Annotated in this window: 12 protein-coding genes; 3 read left to right on the forward strand and 9 right to left on the reverse strand. The window is 63.6% G+C overall.

Annotated elements, in window-relative coordinates; all coding sequences use genetic code 11:
• The 3 genes from FH061_RS05895 to FH061_RS05905 all read right to left on the reverse strand — a co-directional run.
• Window positions 1-781 (reverse strand): contractile injection system protein, VgrG/Pvc8 family (locus tag FH061_RS05895; RefSeq protein WP_264158728.1); only part of this gene is annotated, 781 nt, incomplete at its 3' end.
• A 239-nt stretch (window positions 782-1,020) separates the two neighbouring features.
• Window positions 1,021-2,388 carry a PepSY-associated TM helix domain-containing protein gene (locus FH061_RS05900; RefSeq protein WP_225984509.1) on the reverse strand — a complete coding sequence of 456 codons (1,368 nt, stop codon included), beginning with the start codon at window positions 2,386-2,388 and terminating at the stop codon, window positions 1,021-1,023.
• A complete protein-coding gene (locus FH061_RS05905) occupies window positions 2,385-4,040 on the reverse strand; it encodes a cyclic peptide export ABC transporter (RefSeq protein WP_151633996.1) in 1,656 nt (551 codons plus the stop codon). The genes FH061_RS05900 and FH061_RS05905 overlap by 4 nt, the downstream gene beginning before the upstream one ends.
• Window positions 4,041-4,356: 316 nt before the next feature.
• Here FH061_RS05905 and fhuF point away from each other — a divergent pair, with 316 nt between their 5' ends.
• Window positions 4,357-5,103: a siderophore-iron reductase FhuF gene (gene fhuF / locus FH061_RS05910; protein WP_192804941.1), complete on the forward strand. Its 747-nt coding sequence runs from the start codon at window positions 4,357-4,359 to the stop codon at window positions 5,101-5,103.
• 178 nt (window positions 5,104-5,281) lie between these two features.
• Here fhuF and FH061_RS05915 read toward each other — a convergent pair whose 3' ends face one another.
• Window positions 5,282-7,777: a penicillin acylase family protein gene (locus tag FH061_RS05915; RefSeq protein ID WP_225984510.1), complete on the reverse strand. Its 2,496-nt coding sequence runs from the start codon at window positions 7,775-7,777 to the stop codon at window positions 5,282-5,284.
• A gap of 48 nt (window positions 7,778-7,825) precedes the next feature.
• Entirely contained in the window at window positions 7,826-8,650 is an 825-nt protein-coding gene (locus tag FH061_RS05920; protein WP_151634000.1) for a N(5)-hydroxyornithine transformylase PvdF, read from the reverse strand.
• 454 nt (window positions 8,651-9,104) lie between these two features.
• Here FH061_RS05920 and FH061_RS05925 point away from each other — a divergent pair, with 454 nt between their 5' ends.
• Both FH061_RS05925 and FH061_RS05930 read left to right on the forward strand, forming a co-directional pair.
• Window positions 9,105-10,409 (forward strand): lysine N(6)-hydroxylase/L-ornithine N(5)-oxygenase family protein, encoded by a 1,305-nt coding sequence (locus FH061_RS05925; protein ID WP_151634002.1) that lies wholly within the window; start codon window positions 9,105-9,107, stop codon window positions 10,407-10,409.
• 301 nt (window positions 10,410-10,710) lie between these two features.
• A complete protein-coding gene (locus tag FH061_RS05930; RefSeq protein WP_151634004.1) occupies window positions 10,711-12,921 on the forward strand; it encodes a TonB-dependent siderophore receptor in 2,211 nt (736 codons plus the stop codon).
• Between the two features lie 231 nt (window positions 12,922-13,152).
• Here the strand turns inward: FH061_RS05930 and FH061_RS05935 are convergent, their stop codons facing one another.
• The 4 genes from FH061_RS05935 to FH061_RS05950 form a co-directional block, all read right to left on the reverse strand.
• Window positions 13,153-13,617, reverse strand: coding sequence for a formylglycine-generating enzyme family protein (locus tag FH061_RS05935; RefSeq protein ID WP_404822426.1), 465 nt, complete (start codon window positions 13,615-13,617; stop codon window positions 13,153-13,155).
• A gap of 613 nt (window positions 13,618-14,230) precedes the next feature.
• Window positions 14,231-18,367: a non-ribosomal peptide synthetase gene (locus tag FH061_RS05940; protein WP_151634006.1), complete on the reverse strand. Its 4,137-nt coding sequence runs from the start codon at window positions 18,365-18,367 to the stop codon at window positions 14,231-14,233.
• Window positions 18,368-23,638: a non-ribosomal peptide synthetase gene (locus FH061_RS05945; protein ID WP_151634008.1), complete on the reverse strand. Its 5,271-nt coding sequence runs from the start codon at window positions 23,636-23,638 to the stop codon at window positions 18,368-18,370.
• A gap of 25 nt (window positions 23,639-23,663) precedes the next feature.
• Window positions 23,664-24,641: a TauD/TfdA family dioxygenase gene (locus FH061_RS05950; protein ID WP_151634009.1), complete on the reverse strand. Its 978-nt coding sequence runs from the start codon at window positions 24,639-24,641 to the stop codon at window positions 23,664-23,666.
• Between the last annotated feature and the right edge of the window lie 34 nt (window positions 24,642-24,675).

Raw genomic sequence — 24,675 nt, forward strand, 5'->3', positions numbered from 1 at the left:
GGAAGATGCGGCAGTTGACGCGGTGGGTGAGAAACGACATCCAGGGCAGCACTTCGGCCTGGTAGAAGGCGAAGCCGCCGTCGGCATGGGTGAAGGCGAAGTGATGGATGTAGCCGTTGAGGTAGTGTTCGCTGCCGTCGTCCTGCTCGATGCCGACGGTGACGTTCCTGCCCATGAGTTCCTTGAGTTCGATGCCGGCATGGGTGGAGAGCAGCTGCAGGCGCAGGTGGAAGCCTTCGGAGAGACCGGCCTGGGCGTGGAGCGTGTCGATGAGGAGGGTCTTGTCGGAGGACAGCGGGGAATAGAAGCGCAGCAGGCGGTTGCTGTCGGTGAAATGGGGGATGGCGGCTGCGGCGAGGGCGGCCAGGGTGTCCTGCGCAGAGCTGCCGGTCTCTTCCGCATGTTCGGTGGAAGCGAAGGTGGGGAAGAAAGGAGCGATGGGGCTGGCGAAGTCACGGATGGCCTGGCCGTGCAGCGGGTGGCCGGCGATGTGGAGTGCTTCGGCGGCTTGCTGCGCAAGGCTGGCGGCCTGGGCGGCCCTGGCGATGTCGGGGTTGAGGCGGGAGGCGGCTTGCAGGCCGTGCTGCAGGGCGCTGCCGGGTGTATCGGCTTGCAGGGCCGAGGAGGCGAGCTGCAGTTCCTTGGGCACTGTGCCGTTGAGGGCTGCGGCGTTTGCGGCGAGTGCGGTGAGCGACGACAGGGGCGATGCTGATGATGGCAATGAAGGAACGAGGCCCTTGAGCGGGTCCTGTTCGGGATCATCGAAAGGCTTGAGCGACATGTGTTTCTCCGGCGGTATTGCCTTCCGAGAGCCTGACCATCGGTATGAGTCAGCCAGAAGTTAAATAAAAAGCAACTTAAAAGTTGCAGGGATAGTAACACGAGAAATTGCCTGTATTGCAACAAGCTTGAGTTTCTTGCTTCTGTGATGGCGATGAATTGAACAGGCGCTGGCAGGAAGGAGGTAAGCGCAGCGACGCTAGCGCCGCATGCAGGATCGCCGCTCCACCGCCCTCCCCTTCACCCTAATTTTCCGGATGCGGATGGCGCACTGGCGGCAGCCGGCATCATTGCCTTGCGCTCAAGCAGGTGATGCCGTCCCTGCCATTTTTTTCGCCAGATCAGCACGCCGGTCACGCTGAGCATCGCCACGCCCAGCCCAAGCAGGGTCATAAATGTCTTGAAGGGGATTCCCCAGACGATGGCCATGTGCAGACTGGTGAGCCATGTACGCACGGTGTCCCCGTTCGCCGCGCCGGTGGGCAGCCACAGGCTCTTGAGTTCGCCAGTATCGGCATCGAACACGACGCTGGTCCAGCCGCCCTGATCGAGGATGTCGCGATTGCTTCTTACGACGTAGCGGTAGACGCCCTGCAACGGGTCATGCACCAACATGTCTTCGCCGAGCACGGTAAAGCCATGCGTTTGCGCCTGCTTGGCCATGATGCGGCGGCCGGTGTCGCGCGCAGCTTCCCAGTCGATAACCGGAGAAAACCCGGGGCGGCCTGGCTTCGACAGTCCGGCACCTTCCGGCTGGTGCGCAAAAAGCGCTTTCATTACCGGGTCATATACCGTGGTGAGATTGAACCCGACACCGCTCCATGCGAGCACGAACAGCATGGCCCAGGGCCATAGCCCGCCGGCGCGATGCAGGTCGAGCTTGAGCTTGTAGGCGCCGCCGCGCCAGCGCACCTTCCATGACGGCCACCAGCGGGCGAACCATGATTTCGCCGGCTTGCGGGAAGGATCGACTGCGGCGGTCACTGATGCGGCCGCTGACCGCTGGCGCTCCTGGCGGTGTTGCGAGGCTGGAAACGTAAGGTATGCGCCCACGAAGCAATCGAGCGTCCACAGCAACGCGACGATGCCGAGGAGATAGCTCCCGACCGTACCGAGTGCCAGCGTATAGTGAAGACGGTAAATGAAAGGCATCAGGTTTTTCATGCCCTGACTGATGTCGCCCCACTTGCGTTCGCCCAGCACGGCGCCGGTGTACGGGTTGACGAACACTTGATCGTTCGGCAGTTCGGCGGCAGCGCCGTTGCCAGCATCCGGCCGTGTGGACAGCCGGAACAATGATGATCTGTCCGGCCGGGTCTCAAGGCTGACCCTGGCGGCGAGTGCCTGCGGATAGGCGGCCTGTACCCGCTCTCGCAGTACCAGCGGATCCAGCATGACTGCGTCGGCTGATGGCGGCGGCGCGATGAACAAGTCAGGACTGAAAGCAGCTTCGAGCTCGTTGTTCCATGCCAGCAGCGCGCCTGTCAAACCGGCGAGCAGCAGGAAGCCGGCCAGCACCAGCCCTGTCCAGCGATGGACTAGCACGAGCAGCGCACGATCGATGCGCCAGCGTCGGCCGGCGGACCGGCCAGGTTCGGTGCGCATCATGGCGCCGCAGTCAGGTTGACGGCCTGCGGCAGCGAGGAATGCTCCTGCGTCTCGATCGACACCACCTGCCCGTTCTCCATCCGCATCAGGCGGTCGGCGAGATGGAAATAGCGGTCGTCGTGCGAGATGACGAGAACCGCCTTGCCCCTGGCCTTCAATTCGGGAAGCAGCTCGCGGTAGAACACTTCCTTAAATAGCGGGTCCTGGTCGGCCGCCCACTCATCGAACAGCAGGAAGGGCCGGTCTTCGAGGTAGGCAACCACCAGCGCCAGGCGCTTGCGCTGGCCTTGCGACAATGCCCGCGTGGTGAATGCGCCATTACGGACCTGCACCTTGTGCTGCAGGCAGAGCCTGGCGATCAAGGCATTGGCCTGCGTATCGAGTTCGGCGGAAGCGCCGTCGAGCAGCTGGTCGAACAGATGAAAGTCAGAGAAGATCGCCGAGAAAAGCTGCCGGTAACTATCGCGGTTCGCATCGGTCACCGGCACGCCGTTGAACAGGATGGCGCCCTGCTCCGGCCGGTACAGTCCCGCCAGCAGCTTGGCGAGCGAAGTCTTGCCGCTGCCGTTTCCGCCCACCAGATAGGTAATCTGGCCAGGCACGAAGTCCAGGTTTACCGGCCCGAGCGCGAACAGGGCGTCCACGCCTTCATGGTAATAGCGATGGGCAACCCCTTGCAGCACGAGATGTTTCAAACGCGGCGCGGCATCTGTCGGCGCAGTGCGTCCAGCCTGTTCCAGCTGCTGCGTGATCTCGTCGATCTGCGCACCCGACACCCTGGCCAGGTTCGCCCGTGGCAGCGCCAGCAGCAGGCTTTCCAGCGGCACCACCATGTAGACGAAGACCAGTGCAAAGCCTGTGATGACCCGGGCGCGTTCGGGTACGTCGCCCACCAGCACGAACAGTACCAGTCCGATGAAGGCATAGACAAGAAAGTTGCCCCAGGCGATGGATGCGGAGAACAGCGACATGCCAAACGTTCGTTCACGCCGCACCTTCTCGATGGAAGCTCCCAGCACATCCCGGGAAAAGCGTGCGCGCTTGGCGGCATTCAGCCGCAGCTCCTTGGCGCCGTCGACCAGCGAACGGAAATGGTCGAACAACCGGTCCTGCTCCTTGGAGGCCGCACCCAGGTGCCGGATCGCCTTCAGATGCGCAAGATGGTAGCCCAGCGACCCCAGGCCGATCACGACCACGGCTGCCAAAAATACCTGCCACGACAACCAGGCCATGTAAATCAGGCATCCGGCAACGATAACGGCATTGACCAGGATTGCCGGAAAACTGACGAAGAACTCGGCGACGCGGGCGCTGTGCTCGGACAATGCGGAGTGCACCCTGGGGCCGCCGATCTCTTCAAGCCTGCGGAATTCTGCGGTCACCACGCGGGCCGAGATGAACTGGCGCAGATCGGCGTGGGCACGCTGGCTCAGTCGCTCGAACAGGACCGACGAAAGCATGCGGGTCAGCATCGCCGCCACTGCCACGGCGGTAAAGCGCCAGGCAAGCGCCGTGCTATCGGTGAAGGAAGCTGCCGTGAGGACGGCATTGATCTGCGTAACGAGCAGCACGCTGCAGATGCCGCTTGCGATGCTGGCCAGCGCGGCGGCGCTCAGCAGGTAGCGCGATTGTTGGATCAGGTAGGCAAGCAAGGGCGAATCGCTCCGGGAAAGTCAAGGGAAGGCTTTGCCAGCTTCGGGCACATTTGCGGCATTGGATATGCGATATGCGGCGTATCCGGAACTGATACATCGAAGACGAGCGGGAAGATGGTTTGTTTAGAGTGCCTGTCGACACGCCGCTTGCCGGATTGCGCTTCCTTGCCGCAGATCCGTGCTGTCTTCGCCGGTGCGCCTTGCCATCGTCATGTTGACAGGCACTCCTGGATAAACATCGCGCAGGCCGAGCCGTCATGATGAGGGGGGCGATCAAGCTTCCACCATCATGCCCCGATCAGGAGAACTTGCCGTGATTCCGCTTCTCATGCCCTTGTTTCAGGGTGAGTGGATGCCCTACGGGGAGACACTCGCCTGCGCTCCGCAATGGCCATGCGACACGGTCCCGATCTCTCGGCTGATTCGGGACGGGATGGAACTGGGAGAGGCGATTCGATTACATGCGCACCATCGCGGCGTCACGGGCAAGGACCTGCGGGCTGTGGCTTCCGTCTGGAGCCTGGAATACCTGTGGGCCTTGCTGCCACCGGTTGTGGCCGCGGCGAGCATATTGCGGCACGGATTTCCTGTACATCCCCGTGGAATAGCGGTCGAACTCGACGCCACCAGCATGCCGGTCCGCTTTCACATTACGCACGAAGGAATATCGGTGGCAGATGAATCCGCCGCCGCGCGCTACGACACGCTGCTGTGGCATCACCTTGATCCGCTGTTTGCCGCCCTATGCCGCCTGACGGGCTTGCCATCCAAAATCCTGTGGGGTAACGCCGCACGGTATCTGGAACTGATTCTCGACCAGGCAATGCTGCTGACCAACAAGGCGGCCCATGTCGTCGCCGACCGGCAGGCGCTGTTGCAGGAAACGACATGGCCTGACGGGCGGGCCAACCCTCTTTACGGCCGGCGGCGCGAAGCCCTGCGCATCGAGAACGGCGAGGCTGTCACCGTCAGGCTGCACCGGCAGTGCTGCCTGATTTACCGCTTGCCGGGCGAGGTGTACTGCGGCGTCTGTCCGCTGGCGCCGCGATATCGGAAGTAGCAGCCCTCCCTTAGCCATGCGAGCAGTTGATAACCGTTTCTATCCGCCTTGATTCACCGTTGCAACGGTGCCTTGCAAACCGCCATGTCCCGCGGGCTGCTTGCGCAAACATCTTCCCGTGCCATGGCGACGACACTAGTGGGTGTGGCTGACGATACGCCAGCCGCTCCCATAGGTATTAAGGTCGAAGAACTGTCCGTGCAAGCGCGGGATCACGTGCGATGTCTGCTTCCCGGAACGGAAACCGCAACCACTCCTTGCGCGCATAGCGGGCAACCGGTTCGCTCCCCCGTCCATTGGCCACCGCGGATTCATCCTGGCCATGCGCGAGTAGCGTATGGGCCTCCGCGCCTTCGGCGCAGAAGCGTACCACCTGAAGATAGCTGTTCGCCAATGTGTCCGGTCCGAGCCGGTGGCTGCCGTCATGGCTGCAGGCCACGGTGAAGTATCCGGCTGAATGGCATCCGCCATAGATCGGCAAGCGTTGCCCGCCGCTTTCGACGAAGCGCCGGCTGCCGAGCGGCGCATCCGGCTCCACTCCTTCGGCTTTCAGTGCCAGCACGGCGGCGGCCAGCGCCTGTGCTGCGCGGGTGCCCTCCATTTGCGGCTTGCGGGGCGTGTCCAGCGGCGCATTGCTGGAAAACGGCACCCGGTAGAATCCGTCAGCTTGCATTGTCCGCAGCTGGGTCCAGAATGCCTCCCACAGCAAGGCGCCTCGATCTTCGGCATCGGCCTGGTTCGACCAGCGCCGGAGAACGCGGCAGGCTTCGGCGATATTGAACTTGCGAGCGACAGGCGGTTGTGCGGCATCGCCGGAGTCCATTTCCTTGAGGGTGTCGGGCGCGAGTTCCACTTCCTCAGACAGGCAGGCCTGGGCAAGCAGTTCCTCCTTGAACAGCTCGGCGGAATACGCGCGCGGCGTCAGCACCTCGGACATCAGGCGACGGCTGAGGATGGCTGTCGAGCCGGGCGGTTTGCGCAGCAGATCGAGTGCGATCCGGTGCCCCAGTCGTCCGCGCAGTTCCAACGGCATTCTCTCGCCGCCGAGCACGGAGGGAAAGCCTTCCAGCGGCTGGTGTGCGTTGCTGAGCCAATAGCTGTCGTTCATGTTGGCGACATAATCTTCGCGCAGCAGCCAGGGCTGGGCGGATGCCGGCATGGCGCCCGGCTGGACGGCAGCGGGGTCGGACCGCCAGTCGCATGCGGAGCGGCTGGCATCGAGGAAAGGCGTCAATGGATCGATGCGCGCAAAGCCTGACGCCAGCGGTGTCATGCATGCCTTGCGCAGATCGTCCGGGACGTTGGGCGCCGCTCCCACGTCGCCGTACCAGACGCGCCCGTCACCGCGGCCGATCGCCGCCGTGTTCACCCAGGGCACCGCCGCTTCCCGGCGCTGGATGGCGATGAATTCATCGAGCGACCTGGCCTGGTTCCAGTAAAAGAAGTTGCGGAAGATGCGGAAGTTCTCCGCGTTGACGTCGCGCAGGGCCAGCGCGCGGGTCTTGCTCCAGCCGAAGGCGGCATCGTGCGTACTCAGGTCCACCACCGGACCGAAGCGTGTTCGATAGAGGGTGCGCGTGATGCGACGTACGCCGCCATCCTCGCCCCGCGTGTCGATGTTTACCTCGCGGGCAGACATCGGTTCCGTCTTTCCGTCGATACGGTAGCGGGTCGGATCCTTCGCGTCCAGCGTGAGATCGAACAGGCCGAAGCGACGTGCGGCCGACACGGTATGGCTCCATGCAACATGCTCGTTGAATCCGATCATGATGACCGGCACGCCGAGAAAAGCCACGCCTGCGACATTGAGGCGGCCGGGAATCGTCAGATGCATCTGGTAGAAACGGTCGGGACCGCCCCAGTACCAGTGCGGATTGCCGAACAGCACCGCCCCTTTCTCGCCCGTGGCCTGCTGGCCGAAGGCGAGCATGTTGCTGCCGAGGCCGGGTTGTTCGCCGACCTGTTGTGCGAGCCTGGCGCGCAAGGCGGCGGCATCGCCGGGGTCGGATACCGCGCCGGCGGCCGGCGTGACCGTTCCACCGGCAGGTCTGGCATTCGCGATCTCCGCAATGAAACGCGAATAGCCGGCGGCGATCTGGGCGGAGTAGATGCGCCGGTAGATGTCGTTCGACGTGATGGCGCGGACCCAGGGTTCGTTCAGGCAGGTCCGGCCTTCGTCACGAACCCGGCCGGCGCGGGCGTCGGCAAGGTAGCGGTTGTAGCCGGCGGCATAGCCGTCGATCAGGTCGTTAAGCTCCGGGGGATGCTGGCTCCGGTAGCGGGCCGGCAAGGTTTCGTCGGCGAAGGACCGGAAAAAGAAATCCAGGTCGATGTTCTTCGGCCTGCCAAAGGTGGAGTCGCGCGCCGGACGCGCTTCGGCGCCGAAGAACCAGGCGCGCCGCCCTTCGTAAGTCACGAAGGCTTCGGCCAGTGTGCACAGCGCATCCTGTGCCTGCACATAACCGACGCCGGTACCGAGGTCGCGCCAGTTGCCTGCGCGCAGGTGCGGAATGCCGTCGGTCGTGCGGCGAATCTCGACACCGTCCGTCATCTGTGTGGCGGAAGAAACGCTGTCGCTGCGGGCCAGCGAGTCGCTGGCGAAAAGGGAAAGTCCGAGTGAAAAGGCCAGAACGATGCTTCGCCTGGACAGCGCCTGCCATTGAGTTTCTTGCAATTGAGAGCCCTGCAATCGATTCATCATGAGTTCCGCATCCCGTCCGCTTCAGATGCCCGCGAGCTGCTCCAGGCCCTGTTGCAGCGCCGGGAAAAGGCTATTGTTGAAATTGTTCCAGCGCAGCTCCAGGATGGTGTCCTGCGGGCTGATCCTGGTATTGAGCACGTCGGCGATCACTTCACCGGAATCAATGCCGTTGTCCACGTAATGGAAAGACGCGCCCGTCCTGTCCACCGCCGGCACGGGTCTGGTTTCCATCGTTTCCCAGTTCACCACCTTCAGGCCTTTCGCACCGTATAGCGCATCCAGCGTCGCGTAGGCGCCGCGGCGCTCGTAGGGCGATTCCAGGCGGGTGATGCCGGGGTGGATGTTGACGATCCTGCGGTGGAAGGGGGCGCCGGGGCGGACAAGCTCATCGAGGATGACCAGCAATCCATCCAGCACGACGAGTTCCGCGCCGATGGATTGCAGCGTGTCCAGCAGGCGGGCCTCGAAGCGGCTCTTGCCGGCTCGCCGCTCACGTGCATCCAGGGGAAGTCTGCGGTAAGTCGAGGGGACGGCGCGGAGAAGATGGTTCACCCGCTTCCCCTGCACTTGGAGATCTGGCGGATAGAACCACTGCCCGTTCGGTCTGCAGGTGAAGCCGTACTCGCCGAGCTTCTCCCGGTCGCGCGCCGATTCCTCGTCATCGTCGAAGATCACCGCATCGAGAGAATAGGCATCCCCCAGTTTCGTCTCGTTCAAGGCCTCAACCAGGTATTCAAGCGGCGACTTCATGTACCTCCGCTCTCCCCTGTACTCGATGTGCTGCCCGGCCTTGTCGGCAGCGGCATTTCTTAATGACCAGATATAGACGAGTTTAGTCTTCGACATGTCTTGCGCAATCACCATAAAATTTTCAGGAACGCCAAGCGCGACCGGTGCGGGCGAGCACATCATTGCGCACCACCGCGTCTCCTGGAACGCTCTCAGGGGAATTGCAGCGCACACCGGATCACCAGGCTCGTTACTGAAGACGAATTGCCCCCCTCCATGTTTAGCGCCCTTCGTGCGTTCCACGAAGGGACCGAGAGCGTCCCTCGAAATGACGATGGCGAAGCGCAGCGAAGAAGACAGTGCAGACGCGCTGCAAGGACGCGCAACGCGGCAGGCGGCATGTCGATTAGCGCCCTAAACAAACCCTGAAGTCATTCGTCTCTAGAACGACATACGGCGCGCCGCGCTCAGGCCCGGCCGGCAGGACCCCGTGATCAGCGGCCTGCTCATGCGGCCACATCCGACTACACCCATACGGTGAAACCAAGCAGCCCAGCATAAGGAGTGCAGCATGCTCATTCACGACCTCATCGGCATCGGCTTCGGCCCGTCCAATATCGCGCTTGCCATCGCCCTGGACGAGAAGCGGCAGGCAGGCAGCCGCATCAATCCGCTGTTCATCGAACGGCAACCGGGCTTTGCCTGGCACAGGAACATGCTGCTCGACCAGGCGCATATGCAGATATCGTTCATCAAGGATCTGGTCACGCTGCGCAATCCCACCAGCCGCTTTACCTTCATCAATTACCTGCATGAGAAGCAGCGCCTGCAGGACTTCATCAACCTCAAGACCTTCTTCCCCAGCCGCCACGAATTCAATGACTACCTGACCTGGGCCGCCGCGCAGTTCGAGGATCAATGCATCTATGGAGAAGACGTGTTTGAACTGGCTGCCGAGAAGTGCGACGGCGAAATTGCGCTGATTCGGGTGCGCTCGCGCGACGGGACCGGAAAAATCCATGAGCGCCTTGCCCGCAATCTCGTCGTAAGCATCGGCGGCGGCGCCAACATTCCCGGATGCTTCCGTTCCTTCAAGGACGACTCGCGCATCTTCCATTCAAGCAGCTATCTGCAGGGCATCGCCGGCAATGCGAACGCGAAAAGGATTGCCGTCATCGGTGCGGGCCAGAGCGCCGCGGAAATTTTCATGGACCTGCACGGCCGACCCAATGCACCGCAGGTTGATCTCATCATGCGCGCTCGAGCGATCAAGCCTTCCGACGACAGCCCCTTCGTCAACGAAGTCTTCAATCCCGATTTTGTCGACCATATGTTCCGCCGCCCGGAGGCCGAGCGCGGCGAACTGCTGCGGGAATTCCGGCACACCAACTATGCCTGCCCGGATCTCGCGCTGATCGAGCAAATCTTCAAGGTCCTGTACGAACAGAAGGTCAAGGGGGAAACACGGCATCGCTTCCTGCGCCGCCATACGGTGAAAGGCGTTCAGGTGCGGCCGGGCGACGAAGGCATCGAACTCCGCATGCACGATGTCAACGCCGACAGTGAAGTCATCGCGCGCTACGACGCGGTGGTCCTGGCAACCGGCTATGTGCGCGATCAACACAAAGCGCTGCTCGCGCCGCTGACACCCTACCTGCACGGCCTCGAAACCGATCGCCGCTACCGGCTCAAAAGCGTTCCCTACTTCCGTCCGGCCATCTTCCTGCAGGGCGCCTGTGAAGCCACCCATGGCCTGTCGGACACGCTGCTGTCCATCACAGCGACACGCACCGGAGAAATCCTGGAAGCGCTGGAGACCGTCAACCCGACGACTACGCCCGCCGGTGGCGGCGCGCTCCATGCGGTTCGCGCATGAGCCTTGTGTCACTTGTCTCACTTGTGTCACGGGACGGCCGGTGCGACGTCCCGATATTCGCACTCTCGGATGCCAGGACCTTTCGACATCCCTTTTGATACGGCACGAACAATGGTTCATTTTTTCGGGCCGCTGACCTCTCCCTCTGCGAGAGGGCCGGGGTGAGGGAATCCGGCCCAACATATTTTCGGGCCGGATCTATACAGCACCTCGCCTTCCTTAACCATGAGCCGGGCCGCATCCCCCGGCGCCAACCGACAACTGATTCAGCTTCTCGCTTCTCAACCCGCTTGCAATTCACATGAAAACAATAAACCCCGCTCGTCGCAAATCGCCATTTCAACTTACACCGCTCGGCAACGCCATCCGCGCCGCGCTCATGGGCATGGCCTTGTCCGGCGCCGCCGTCCATGCCCAGGACAGGAGCGCAGCCGTCGAACCCGCATCGGAAGGCGCCACCTTGCCCACCGTCACCGTCCGGGCCACCGCCCCCGAAGGATCGGCCGAGAACGCCTACCGGCCCAGGAACGCGAATGTCGGCGTGCTGGGCGAGAAAGCGCTCAAGGACACGCCTTACAGCATCGGCGTGTATTCCCGGGAACTGATGGAAAACAAGCAGGCGCGCTCACTCGCCGACCTCACGAAAGGCGACGCTTCGATCGGGCCGATGGTGGACCGCTCCTTTGGTGAAAGCTGGGTGGGTATCCGCGGCATCGAAGCCGACCTGTACAACGCCAACAAGCTCGACGGCATGAGCTTCGGCACCCTGTTCAATGAACTACCGCTCGAACACATGGAGCGCGTCGAAGTGCTGAAAGGCGCCGGCGGCTTCCTGTACGGCTTCGCCGCGCCGGGCGGCACCGTCAATTACGTGTTGAAGCGGCCCACCGCCGAACCGGTACGCAGCCTGAGCACGCAAATCATGGACAGCGGCCTGGCGCTGGTTCATGGCGACCTGGGCGGACGCTTCGGAAACAACGAGGCGTTCGGCTACCGGGTCAACCTGGTGCGCGAAACGGGCGATACCTATGTCGACAACGGCAAGCTGCGCCGCACATCGGGCTCGGCCGCGCTGGACTGGCGCATCACGCCCGGCCTCGTGTGGCAGGTCGACGCACTCGCCGGGGAGCAGCTGCGCAATGCGCCCTATCCCTGGGTGACACCGAGTGCAACGGGCACCAGGGCCGGCGGCTTTTCCGGCAACGCCCAGCCGCCCGCGCCGGTCGACGGCAGCACGCGCATTGCGCCAAGCTACGGGCGCAATTACACGAAGTACGACACCTATGGCACCGACTTGTCCTGGCAGTTCGTGCCCGACTGGAAACTCTCGCTGGCCTATCGCACGACAGAGTTTGGCCGTGAGCTCATGAGCGGGAACGATGTCCTGGCCAATGCGCGCGGCGATTACGAGATTCTCGCGCAGAACTTCTCCGGCTCGCTGCAAAGCCAGCATGCGCAAGCCATGGTCACCGGGAAGCTCGCGACAGGCGCCGTCCGGCACGACCTGACGCTGGGCGTCTCGCGCAGCAAGTCCGATGAGGCAGCGTCCTGGAACGGCGGCGGCAGGTACGAGTCCGCGGTACACCGCGGGCCGGCCAATCTCGCCAACCCGGTGGACTTTGCCAATCCCTTCACCAGTCCGGTTGCGGCCGACGAGGCGCAGAACGAGTTCAATCTCGTCCGCAGGCGGGAGCTGTTTGCCTCCGACACCCTGCACCTCGGACCTGATCTGGACCTGATCGCCGGCCTGCGCCATGGCCGTCTCGAAGTGACGGACGCCGATTACAGGAAGAGCAGGACCACGCCGACGCTGGCCGCCGTCTATCGTCCACTCCAGGGCTTGTCGGTGTATGGCAGCTACGTCGAAGCCCTCGAACAAGGCGAAACCGCGCCGCCGACCGCCGTCAATGCCGGCGAGGTGTTCGCGCCGCTGGTGAGCAAGCAGTTTGAAGTCGGCGCCAAGGCCGAAGGGAAGAACTGGGGAGCCGGCGCAGCCTTGTTCCAGCTGAAAAAGGGGCTTACCTACACCACGCCCGACAATGTGTTCAACCAGGACGGCGAAGCGCGCTACCAGGGATTGGAGCTGTCGGGCAACGTCCGACTGAATCGGCAGTGGCTGGTCACCGCCAGTGCGCTGTGGCTGGATGCGACCAACCAGAAAACCAGCGGCGGCACCCTGGACGGCAAGCGCGTTCGCGGCGTGGCGCGCCAGCAGGCGAGCGTCTATGGCGAATACCGCGTCGCCGGCATGCCCCTGACCTTCACGGCGGGAGCGCGCTACATCGGCAAGCGCCCGGTGGACGCCGACGGCCAGTGGAACGTCGGATCAGCCACCCTGCTCGATGCGGGCGCGCGTTATGAAACGGTGGTGGCCGGCAAGGAAGTCACGCTGCGGCTCAATGTCGACAACCTGAGCGATGAAGCCTATTGGATCACGCGGGCTGGTGGAAGAGGCACCCTGATTCAAGGCGCTCCCCGCGCCATCAAGCTCAGTGCGCAGATGCAGTTCTGAGACTGAGGAATTCACCAAGAGACATTGCCGCGCCAGGCCACGAGTGCGGCATTTGCATGGCTGCACGACTAGATAGTTGAAGACTTCTCCGGAAGGCTTCGGCTATCTTTCACCTAAAGCAGGGTAAGCCTTGGCGAGCGGCCAGGCTGACAGGCGGCATTCAAACCCGCGCGCGTTGCCCGCCGAAGAAAGCCTCGATCCGATTGCCGATGGGATGACTCGGGGCTGGCTTCAATTTTTATACGCGCACCGGAACCCGACATAGACGGCATAAAACTTCGCCGGTTTGTACTGCATGCCATCCATCTTCATCTTGGATGAGTCGTACCACCACGAGCCGCCGGCGGTCAACCTCTCCTCGCCGTTCGCATCGGCAAGCCATTCCCAGACATTACCTCCGGCGTCGAACAAGCCGTTGACTCCGGCACGCGTGCTTCCGACCGGCGCATGCCGGGCCCAGCCGTCGCCATCTCTCGACACATTGGCGCCATCCGGATTCTCTCCCGTCGGATAAGGATAGGTGCGTCCATGCTCGAAGGGCTTTGGCGGCGAGGGGCGCTTTTCGGTGTACGCGGCAAGCTGCCATTCCTGCTTGCCTGGCAAGAAGCCGCCAGCCCACTTGCAGTAGGCTTCGGCCTCGGCCCAGGCAAGATGTACCGCGGGTTCATTGTCGGCCCCCGGCTTGCCGAACGGCACCAGATAAGTCCAGCCGCGCCGGCGCTCCCAACCGGCGCCCCATTCGAATCCGCCACCGTCACGCTCCGCGGCGGTGACAATCCCGCGCTCGCGTGCAAAGTTCTGAACTGCGCAATCGTGACCTCGGTCAGGTCAATTGAAAAGCCGCCAAGCTCGGCGCGTGCTTTCGAGGCAGCCTTTTGCGTGGCCGTTGCTGCAGGAGTTGACGAAGAATTTGCAGAATTTGCAGAATTTGCGGGGCTGGCAATGGCAATGCTTCCGCTTGCCATGCTGCCTATCAGCAGTGAATACAGGCAAGCAAGTCGATAGTGTCGAGTGGGCATGTTGGCTTTGATGGCAGGCAAGAACGGGAGGGAACCGAACTGGAAATGCCGGACAGATTCCTACGATGGAGTATAAGCCTGTCCGTTCTTGAACATGTTCTCCTGCCTGATGCGGCGAAAGAAGAGGAGCGAAAACTTGTCTCCCTCTGGGACGACGTCATCAGCAATCAGGCAGGGCCGCTATCGGATCGGGCCTGCTAGAGCGTTTTCGCCATGCCCCGCCTTGGCCGAGGCATATTGCCGCTGGAACAAGGTGTGACGACGCGACATGCCCAAGCCATGGCAAGGAATCACAACGCAGTGCCGGCGGCAACCTGTCCGGGATCGGCAGGCCGGTCAGAGTGAAACCGCGCTAAAGCCATGCCAAGCTGGCTCGCCAATGCGGGCGAACGGATGATGGCCAGGTGATCGGCATCGATGCTTCGTGTCATTGCCGCCCGCTCATTGCGTGCCTGCAGCCACGCGGCAAATCTTGCCTGATCCTCAAGCGGCCGGCTTGCCGACCACCAGACGGCTAGCGGCGCTGACAACGCCGGCACCTTGCACGGCAGGCTGGCCGCCGCCTGGAGTGCGCGTGCGGTGAAGAACATCTCGGTGAGGTCTTCGTCGCCCAGTGCCGCGTATTCATGCAACTCGGATGCGCCAACGCAGCTGCGCGTCAGCCGGATCAGGCGCGCGACCTCCAGGGGATCGTCGCCGGTGGATTCGAGCAGCGCACGCAATTCCCTGTCCGCCAGCAGCCGAGCATGGGCATGCCGCGGCAGCAGGATGGCGAGAAAACCGACAAGCTGCTCGCGCAGTACGGGCGGCACTGCTAGCAGCTCGCCGGGGGCGAAGGGATCGATCGCGCCGACGAACGCCACTTGCCTCCCCCGAGCTTCAAGCTGCGCCGCTATCAACGGTGCAAGCGTGCCGCCGAGAGACCAGCCGGCGATCAGGTGGGGGCCGTCAGGCTGCTGCCTGATGATCGTCTCGGCATGCCGGGCGGCGAGGTCGGGCAGATTGCCGCTCACCTCGCGCCGCGCGACCGGCAGGCCGACAAGCTGGTAACTGCCGGCCAGTGCATTGGCCATGGCGGTGTAGTCGAGCACGCTGCCCCAGCCGTCGTGCACCACAAACAGCGGCGGCCGGCCTTCACGGCGGGCATTGAGCCCAATCGTACGTGCGCCGGCGTCGCAGTGGCTGCAATACCCGGCAATCGTCGGCGCCGCGAAAAGCTCCCTGAGTCCGGCGCGCATTCCGCTCATGGATTCGCGCATCCTCTGCACAAGCTTGAGCGCCAGCAGCGAATGTCCGCCGAGTTCAAAGAAGTTGTCATGCCGGCCCACGCGCGGCACGCCCAGCACCTCGGCCCAGATCCGCGCAAGAGTTTCCTCCACCGCGCCCCGGGGCGGCTCGTAGCCGGAACCGTTTTCATAGTCGGGCTCCGGCAGCGCCTTGCGGTCCACCTTGCCGTTAGCGTTGAGCGGCAGCGCCTTCAGCACCACGATCGCGCTCGGCACCATGTAGTCCGGCAAGGCCTTGCCAAGCCGTTCGCGCAAGAGAGCCGGCTCGATGCTCCGGCCGGCCTTCGCCGACACGTATCCGACCAGCCGAGTGCCCGACATGCCTTCCCTGGCCAACACCACCGCCTCGCGCACCTCTTGCTGCGCCAGCAGCTGTGCTTCCACCTCCCCCAGCTCGATGCGCAAGCCCCGGATCTTGACCTGGTGGTCTATCCGTCCCAGGTATTCCAACTGTCCCTCGGCATTCCACCGCACCAGGTCGCCGGTGCGATACAACCTCCCTCCTGCAGCGTCGAACGGGTCGGCCACGAAGCGATCCGCCGTCAGTCCGGCGCGCCCCAGGTAACCCCGGCCCAGCAGCTCTCCGCCGATGTACAGCTCGCCGCTCACTCCCGGCGGCACGAGCGCCAGGGACTCGTCCAGCACATAGGCCCGGGTCTCGGCGATGGGGCGGCCGATCGGCACCTGGCCATGGCCGTCGTCGCGGCAAGTCCATTGGGTGACATGGATGGTGGTTTCGGTCGGGCCGTACAGGTTTTGCAGGCTCACGCCCTGAAGCCGGCGCAACGCCTCGCGCTGCGTGGCCGCCGGCATGGCTTCGCCGCCGCAGATCACGTAGCGCAGGCGCGTCTGGACTTCAATGCCTTCATGTGCGAGGAAGGCCTGCAGCATCGCCGGCACGAAGTTCAGCGTCGTGACCTGGTGCTGCCGGATCAGCGCGGTGATCCGCTCCGGATCCCGCTGATCGCCCGGATTGGCCACCACCAGCCGCACGCCCGCCGTCAGCGGCCAGAAAATCTCCCACGTCGAGACATCGAAACCGAACGGCGCCTTGTGCAGCACGGTGTCGGCGGGTGTGAGGCCGTAAGTCTGCTGCATCCAGGTCATGCAACTGGACAGGGCGCGGTGACGGATCGCCGCGCCCTTGGGTTTGCCGGTGGAACCCGAGGTGTAGATCACGTACGCCAGGTTCTCGCCATGCAGCGCGACTTGCGGATCGTGTGCCGGTTCGTCGCTCGAATCCAGCGTATCGAGTTCCAGAACGGAGATCGCATCCAGTCTCGGCAAGTGTTCGCGCATCCGGCGCTGGATGAGCAGCAGCGCTATGCCGCTGTCCTCGATCATGTAGGCCAGGCGGTCGGCCGGATACTCCGGGTCGAGCGGCACATAGGCGCCGCCCGCCTTGAGGATGGCCAGCAGGCCCGCCACCATGTCGACGGAACGCTCCAGCGCGATGCCCACTTTCATTTCCGGCTTGACGCCCAGGCGGATCAGCCGGTGCGCCAGGCGGTTGGCGCGCTGATTGAGTTGCGCATAGCTCAAGACTTCGTTGCCAAAAATTAGTGCGATGGCGTCGGGACGCTCCCGCGCCCGCTGCTCGAACAGCTGATGAACAGGTTCCACATCGGGGAAACACTGTGCATTGACGCCCCAGCATGCGAGCTCTTTCCGCTCTTCTTCGGCCAGCAACGCTACCTCGCCGACGGCGAGCTGCGGCCGCTCTGCCAGCGCCCGCAGCACAGCCAGGTAGTGTTCCGCCATGCGCTCGACCGTCGCCGCCTCGAACAGCTCCCTGGCGTAGGTGAATGTCACCCGTACCGCGCCGTCTGCCGACTCGCTGCAGTCCACCGCCAATTCGACATGCGCGCCCTGCTCCTCCAACGCATATTCCTCCAAACTCAAGCCAGGCAGCTGCCGCAGCGCTCGCCTATCCTGCCGCTGGTGGTTGACCATGACCTGGAACAGCGGATTGGCGTCCATATTGCGCTCGGGCTGCAGCGCTTCGACCAGTTGCTCGAACGGCAGGTCCTGGTGGTTCTGCGCGCCCAGCGCCGCCTTCCGCGACTGCCTGAGCACCTGTTCGAGGCTCATGCGCCGGTCGAGAACATTGCGCAGCACTTGCGTGTTCACGAAAAAGCCCACCAGCCTTTCCGTCTCCGACCGGTGACGGTTGGCGATGGGTACGCCTACCCGGATATCGTTCTGCCCGGTGTAGCGGGCGAGCAGTACCTGCACCGCCGCCAGCAGCGCCATGAACAAGGTCGCGCCCTCGGCCTTCGCCCGCGCATGCAGCCCGCGCGCCAACGCCTCCGGCAGCTCGAAGCCATGGCGCGCCGCCGTGTAGCGTCCGTCGGGTCTGCGCGGATGGTCCGCGGGCAGTTGCAGCACCGGGTGCTCCCCGCCCAGTTGTGTCTTCCAGTAGGCGAGCTGCCGCTCCTTCTCGCCGGCTTCCAGCCAGTGGCGCTGCCAAACGGCATAGTCGGCATACTGGATCGGCAAGGCCGCCAGATCTGGCTGCTCTCCCCGCGCCCGCGCCAGGTACTGGGCAGCCAACTCGTCGACGATCAGCTGCATCGACCAGCCGTCCGAAACAATGTGGTGCATCACCATCACCAGCACGTGCGCATCATGGGATTCGCGGATCAATCCCAGTCGCAGCAGCGGGCCGCGTTCCAGATCGAAGGGCGCCTGCTGCACCCGCATCGCCTCAAGCCGCACCTGATCGGCACGTTCCCGGGCCTGCATCCCGCTCAAGTCGAATTCATGAATGGATATGGAAATCCGGTCCATGACGATCTGCTCTGCCTGGCCGTCCTTGCCGGCGCAAAATACCGTGCGCAGCGACTCGTGCCGCGCCACCAGTGCGGCGAAGCTGGCCTTCAGCGCACCAATATCCAGTTCGCCGCGCAGGCTCAGCGCACCGCTGATGTGGTACGCGGTGCTCCGTGGATTCAGCTGCCATAGAAACCACTGGCGCGCCTGGGCATAAGAAAGCACTTTCCTGCTGTCGGGCTTCGCGGGCACGATCGGCAGCTTTCCGAAATCGATGCCTTGCGCTTTCAAGGCGCCGAGGAAGAATCCCTGCTTCTCGGGCGGAAGAGAGGCTATCCGCAAGGCGATCTCGCGTTCATCAGTACGCATTCAATACTCCAGCTGTTCCAGTAGGGAAGTCATTTTTTCAAGGTCCTTGGTGTCGCCGGTGCCATTGATCGCCTTGGCCAAGCTTTCCGCCAAGGCGGCCAGCGTCCGGGTTTCGAAATACACCTGCAAAGGCAAGCGGACATGGAATTGCTGCTGGACCTCTTTCTGCAGCTGCAAAGCCAGTATGGAGTGTCCGCCCAGCTCAAAGAAGTTGTCATGCCGGCCAACCCGCCCGGTGCCCAGCACTTCGGCCCAGATCGCCGCCAGGGTTTCCTCCACCTGTCCCTGCGGCGGCGCGTATTCCGCCTTGCCGACCGGCTCCGGTTCCGGCAGCGCCTTGCGGTCAAGCTTGCCGTTGGCATTGAGCGGCAGCCCTTCCAGCACCATGATCACACCCGGCACCATGGTCTCCGACAAGCTTCGGCCCAGCCGCTCGCGCAACGCCGATGCCTCGATCACCTGCCCCGCATGCGCCGACACGTAGCCCACCAGCCGCATCCCTGCGCCATCGTCCTTCGCCACCACTACCGCCTCCCTCACTTCGGCCTGCGCCAGCAGCTGCGCCTCGATCTCGCCCAGCTCGATGCGCACGCCACGGATCTTCACCTGGTGGTCCAGCCGTCCCAGGTAGTCCAGCTGCCCCTGCGCATTCCAGCGCACCAGGTCGCCGGTGCGGTACAGCCGCTCTCCCGTGGTGCCGTGCGGATCGGCCACGAAGCGCTCGGCGCTCAGCCCCGCCCTTGCCAGGTAGCCTCGCGCCAGGCCGATGCCGCCGAGGTACAGTTCCCCCGCCACGCCCGGCGGCGCCAGGTTCAGTCTCTCGTCGAGCACCAGTGTCTTGATGCCGCTGATCGGCTGGCCGATCGGCACCTGGCTGCATCCGTCGTCGCGGCAGGTCCAGTGCGTCACGTCGATGGCCGCCTCGGTCGGTCCGTACAGGTTGTAGAGCCCGGCTTGCGGCAGGCGCGACAACACCGCGTTCTGCACTTGTGCCGGCAGCGCTTCGCCGCTGCAGATGATGCGGCGCAGGCTCGCACATGCCTCGATGCCTTCATGCGCGAGGAAGGCTTGCAGCATCGAGGGGACAAAGTGCAGCGTGGTGACTTGATGCCGCTCGATGAGCTCGGCAAGGCGTGCCGGATCGCGATGATCGCCCGGCGCGGCCACGGCCAGGCGCGCGCCGGTCATCAGCGGCCAGAAGAACTCCCAGACCGATACATCGAAGCTGAACGGGGTTTTCTGCAGCACGGTGTCGGTGTGATCCAGCCGGTAGGCGTCCTGCATCCAGGCGAGGCGGTTGTGAAGCGCGCAATGGCGGTTGGCCGCGCCCTTGGGTTTGCCGGTGGAGCCGGAGGTGTAGATCACGTAGGCCAGGTTCTCGCCATGCAGCGCGACTTGCGGATCGTGTGCCGGTTCGCCGCTCAGGTCCAGCGCGTCAAGCTGCAGGACTGGCATGCCCTGCAGCTGCGGCAGTCGCTCGACTACCTGGTGCTGTGCAAGCAGCAGCGCTATGCCGCTGTCATTGATCATGTGAGCCAGGCGCTCGGCCGGGTAGTCGGGGTCGAGCGGCACGTAGGCGCCGCCGGCCTTGAGGATGGCCAGCAGGCCCGCCACCATGTCGATCGAGCGTTCCAGCGCGATGCCCACTTTCACTTCCGGCTTGACGCAGAGGCGGATCAGGCGGTGCGCGAGGCGGTTGGCGCGTTGGTTGAGTTGCGCGTAGCTCAGCGCTTCGTCGCCGAAGATCAGCGCCGTGGCGTCGGGATGTTGCTGCGCCTGCCGCTCGAACAGGCGGTGCACCGGCTCCGCATCCGGGAAGCATTGTTCGTTGATGCCCCACCGCTTCAGATGGCCGCGCTCCGTTTTGCTCACCAGCTCGATGTCTCCAACCATCTGCTGCGGCTGCTCGGCCAGGGTGCGCAGCACTGTCATGTAGTGCCCCATCATGCGCTCAATCGTCTGCGCGTCGAACAGCTCAGCCGCGTAGAGAAAGCTCGCGTCAACCCGACCGTCTTCATGCTCGCGGGTTTGCAGCGTCAGTTCGAACTGGGCTTGCTGGTCGGGCAGCGCCTGTTCTTCCACGACGAGTCCGGTGCGGCGCGAAAACGATGCGTAGTTTTCCTGGAGGTGATTGAACATCACCTGGAACAGCGGGCTGTGCTCCAGGCTGCGTTCGGGCTGCAGCGTTTCGACAAGCTGCTCGAAGGGCAAGTCCTGGTTTGCCTGTCCGTCGAGCGCGGCCTGTCTCGTCTGTGCCAGTACCTGTTCCAGGCTCTGCCGTGCGCCGATGAGATTGCGCAGCACCAGCGTATTGACAAAGAATCCAACCAAGCCCTGCAGCTCGGGCCGGGAACGATTGGCGACCGGTACGCCGACGCGGATGTCGCGCTGTCCGGTGTAGCGGTACAGCAGCACCTGCCAAGCAGCCAGCAATGCCATGAAGAGCGTCGTGCCGTGAACCTGGCCCAGACGGCGCAGCTCTGCCAGCAGGTCAGCAGGCAGCTCGATGCGATACCGGACAGCGCGGTAGCGGGCTACCGGCCGGCGCGGGCGATCGGTAGGCAGGGCGAGCACCGGAGAGCCTTCACCGGGCGGCGTGGCGAGTTGATCGCGCCAGTAGGCCAGCTGGCGCTCGTTCGCCTCCCGATCCGGCTGATCTTGCAGCCACGCTGCATAGTCGGCGTACTGGATTTGCAGCGGTGGTAGCGCCGGCGCTGGCTCGTGTGCAAGACGACTTGCGCAGAGCGTCGCAAGTTCATCCACCAGGATTTGCATGGATGCGCCGTCGGAAATGATGTGATGCATGACCAGCGACAGCACATGGGCCTGGTCGGACAGGCGGATGAGAGCGGCGCGTGCCAGGGGTCCGCAAGTGAGCTCGAAGGCTTGCGCATTGAGCGCATGCAGAGACTCGGCAGTACGCGCCTCGCGCTCCTCATCCGCGCCAGTGCGCAGGTCGATCACTTGAAGCTCCAGGGCACCGGCGGCCTGAATGATCTGCTCCACCTCACCGTCCCGGCGTTGACGAAAAACGGTGCGCAGCGATTCATGCCGCTGCGCGAGATCCTTGATGGCCTCGCGCATGGCTTCGACGTCGAGAGCGCCGCCAATACGCAACGCACCCTGGATATGGTAGGCAGTGCCATGCGGATCGAACTGCCAGAGAAACCACTGCCGCCGCTGGGCGGGCGAAAGCGGCAAGGGTGTTGCGCGACGCTCCGCAGGCAATGCGGGAATCCTAGTCACCGGCCGCATGCCTGTCGTCAGGCTGCGGCGAATGGCATCGGCCTGTTCCTGCAGGCGCGGCTGTTCAAATATCTGGCGCGGCGGAAAATCAATTGTCCATCGATGCGCAATCTGCCCCGCCAGCTGCACGGCTGCAAGGGAGTTGCCGCCGAGCGCGAAGAAATGCGCATCGCGTGAGAACGTCCGCGAAGCATCGGACCCGAGCACATCGCGCCACAGCGAAGCGAGCGCCTGCGCTGTCTCGTCTAGAGCCGGTGCAAGCTTGTCTGCGGGCTCCTCATCGGATACAAGACGGCCGTTTTCGAAGATGGCATAGGCATCGAGCGAGCGTTCGCTCCATCCCTTGCGGCACGCCGCCCGCTGCAGCTTGCCGCTCGAGGTCTTCGGCAGCACACCTGGATTGAGCAGCACGATCACTTTCGGCGCCTCGCCGCATTGCTCGCTGACGGCTGCGCTCAGCGCATCGCCGAGTGCCCGGGGAGGAATAAGCTTTTGCAATCCGCGGGACACCTCCGCCGCGACGCCTATGCCCTCCTGCCCCTCAAGTTCGACGGCGAAGGCGGCCACCCTGCCCTTGCGCACCGCTTCCACCTCGGCTTCGACGCTACGCTCGATATCCTGGGGGTAAAGGTTGTGTCCGCGTACGATGATCATGTCCTTGAGCCGTCCGGCGACGAAGAGCTGACCATCGTGGAGGAATCCGAGGTCGCCGGTGCGCAACCAGCGCCGCCCATCGCGCTCGACAAAGGTCTCGGCGGTTTCCCGAGGCTTGTTCCAGTAGCCCGCGGCGATGCTGGGTCCCGTCGCCCAGATCTCGCCGATCGCCGCCAAGGGGGCGGCATCCCCGGTTCGGGGGTCGCTGATCCTGACTTCATGCGCGGCGGGCACATGCCCGCAACCCACCAGCACCGTACCGCCTGCCGCCGGTACGGCCAGACGCTGCGCCAGCGCTTCGGCATGGAAACAATCTGCCGTCATGCCGCTTCCGCGACGCCCGCCGGTAACGAAGAGCGTGGCTTCCGCCAGGCCGTAGCAAGGGTATACCGCGCCGGCACCGAAACCGAATGGGGCGTAACGCGCGATGAAGGCATCCATCGTGTCGTGCCGGACCGGTTCGGCACCGGTATAGGCAATTCGCCAGCTCGATAGATCCAGGCCGTCGAGCTGGGCGTCCTTGACCCGGTCCAGGCAAAGGCGGTAGGCGAAGTCCGGCCCGCCGCTGATCGTGACTCGATGGCGGGAAATCATCTCCAGCCAGCGCACCGGGCGTTCCAGGAAAAAGCGCGGCGAAGACAACACGCATGGAATTCCGCTGTAGAAAGGCTGCAGCAACCCGCCGATCAAGCCCATGTCGTGAAACAGCGGCGACCACACTCCGAACCTGTCCTCCGCTTCGATCGACAAGCCCTCGCGAATCGCGCGTTCATTGGCCATCAGGTTGCGGTGGGTCACCATTACGCCCTTGGGTGCGGACGTGGAACCGGATGTGTACTGCAGAAAGGCCACATCGTCGGGCGCGGGTTCGCGGGTTTGCCAATCATCTGCGGCGGAATCGATTTCATCGACGGCGATGATCTCCGACAGTCCGAACCGGCTGGCTGCGGCGCCAGCCAATACCTGGAACGCGCTGGCGGTGAGGATGCCCCGGGCCTGCGCATCGGCAACGATGCCCGCCAGTCGTGCCAGATGCTGGGGACGGGCCGACTCGGGAGGGAATGCTGGCACTGCGATCACGCCTGCATAAAAGCAGGCGAACATGCTGATTGCATAATGCTCGTCGTTGTCCAGCAGGATGAGTATGCGATCGCCTTTCTCGAAACGACGCTGCAGCATGGCTGCCACGGCCCGTACACGGCGGGCGAAGCTGCGGTAGGTGAACGTCGTCTCCACAGGCTCGCCTTCATGCTCCCCGACGACGATCAATGCGGCATCCTCCGGCCGGATCGCTTCCAGGTGCTGAAGACAACTGATGAAATTGCCCGGATGGACAAAGCCGTTATCGGATGAGCTGGATTGCATCGTCATTGAATTACCTTGCAGTTGAGCTTGTTCAGAAATTGCCCAAGTTGCCGTGGGGTGCGGCCATCGCAACAACCACCTTGCGCGGGCCCTTGAACGGTGAGCGCGCATGCGCCACCAGCATGTTGTCGAGCATCATGACGTCGCCGTCTTCCCAGCGGAACGACACGGTTTGTGCATCCAGCACGGCGCGCACTTCATCGAGTATTGCGTCGGGAATGGGCGAACCGTCGGCGAAGTAGGTGTTGCGCGGAAGATTGTCGACGCCCAGCATTTCCTCCAGTGATTCGCGGACTTCAGGCTGCAGATTGGAGACGTGAAAAAGATGAGCCTGGTTGAACCACACGGCCTCGCCGGTCACGGGATGCGTCTCGATGGCCTGGCATAGCTGGGCGGTGCGCAGGCCGCCGTCGGATTTCCACGCCCAGCGAATGCCGGTCTTGCGGCAGAATGCGTCGACTTCCGTACGGCTATCGGTGTTGAACACCGTTTGCCAGGGCACGTCGAACTCGCCATAGTTGCGGACGTACAGGATGCCGGGAGCGAAGCGCGCGCGTATGGCCTCGGGCATGCAGCGCAGGATGGCACGGCTGTCGGCAATCGGCGTTTCACCGCCTTCGCGCGCCGCAGTCACGCAATGAAACCAGATCTTCATCGGCCACTCGCGGGTATAGGCCTGTTCATTGTGCAAGGGGATGGCCTGATGGGCAGGATATTCGGTGGAGGTATAGACGCCGCCGCCCATCTCGATGCGTGGCGTGGAACCAAACTCGTACGACAGCAGGGGATGGCCGAAACCTGCGGCGAAGGCGCGGAAATCCTCGACGGCGGGAACGGTGAAGCCGCGCAGCAGCACGCCTCCGATCGTTGCCAGGATGGATTCGATATCCGCGCGAAGTCGCGGCAGCGCAGCCAGTAGAGACTCCCCCGCCAGGGCCGGCCTGATCAGCACCGGCAACTCGCAGGCAACCGGGGCCTTGCGTTCGAATCGCATCAACACTTCATTCATTGAATCTCCCTGATCCATCTACCAGACATGTTTT

This window comes from Noviherbaspirillum aerium (assembly GCF_008929045.1).
Lineage (GTDB): Bacteria > Pseudomonadota > Gammaproteobacteria > Burkholderiales > Burkholderiaceae_D > Noviherbaspirillum > Noviherbaspirillum aerium.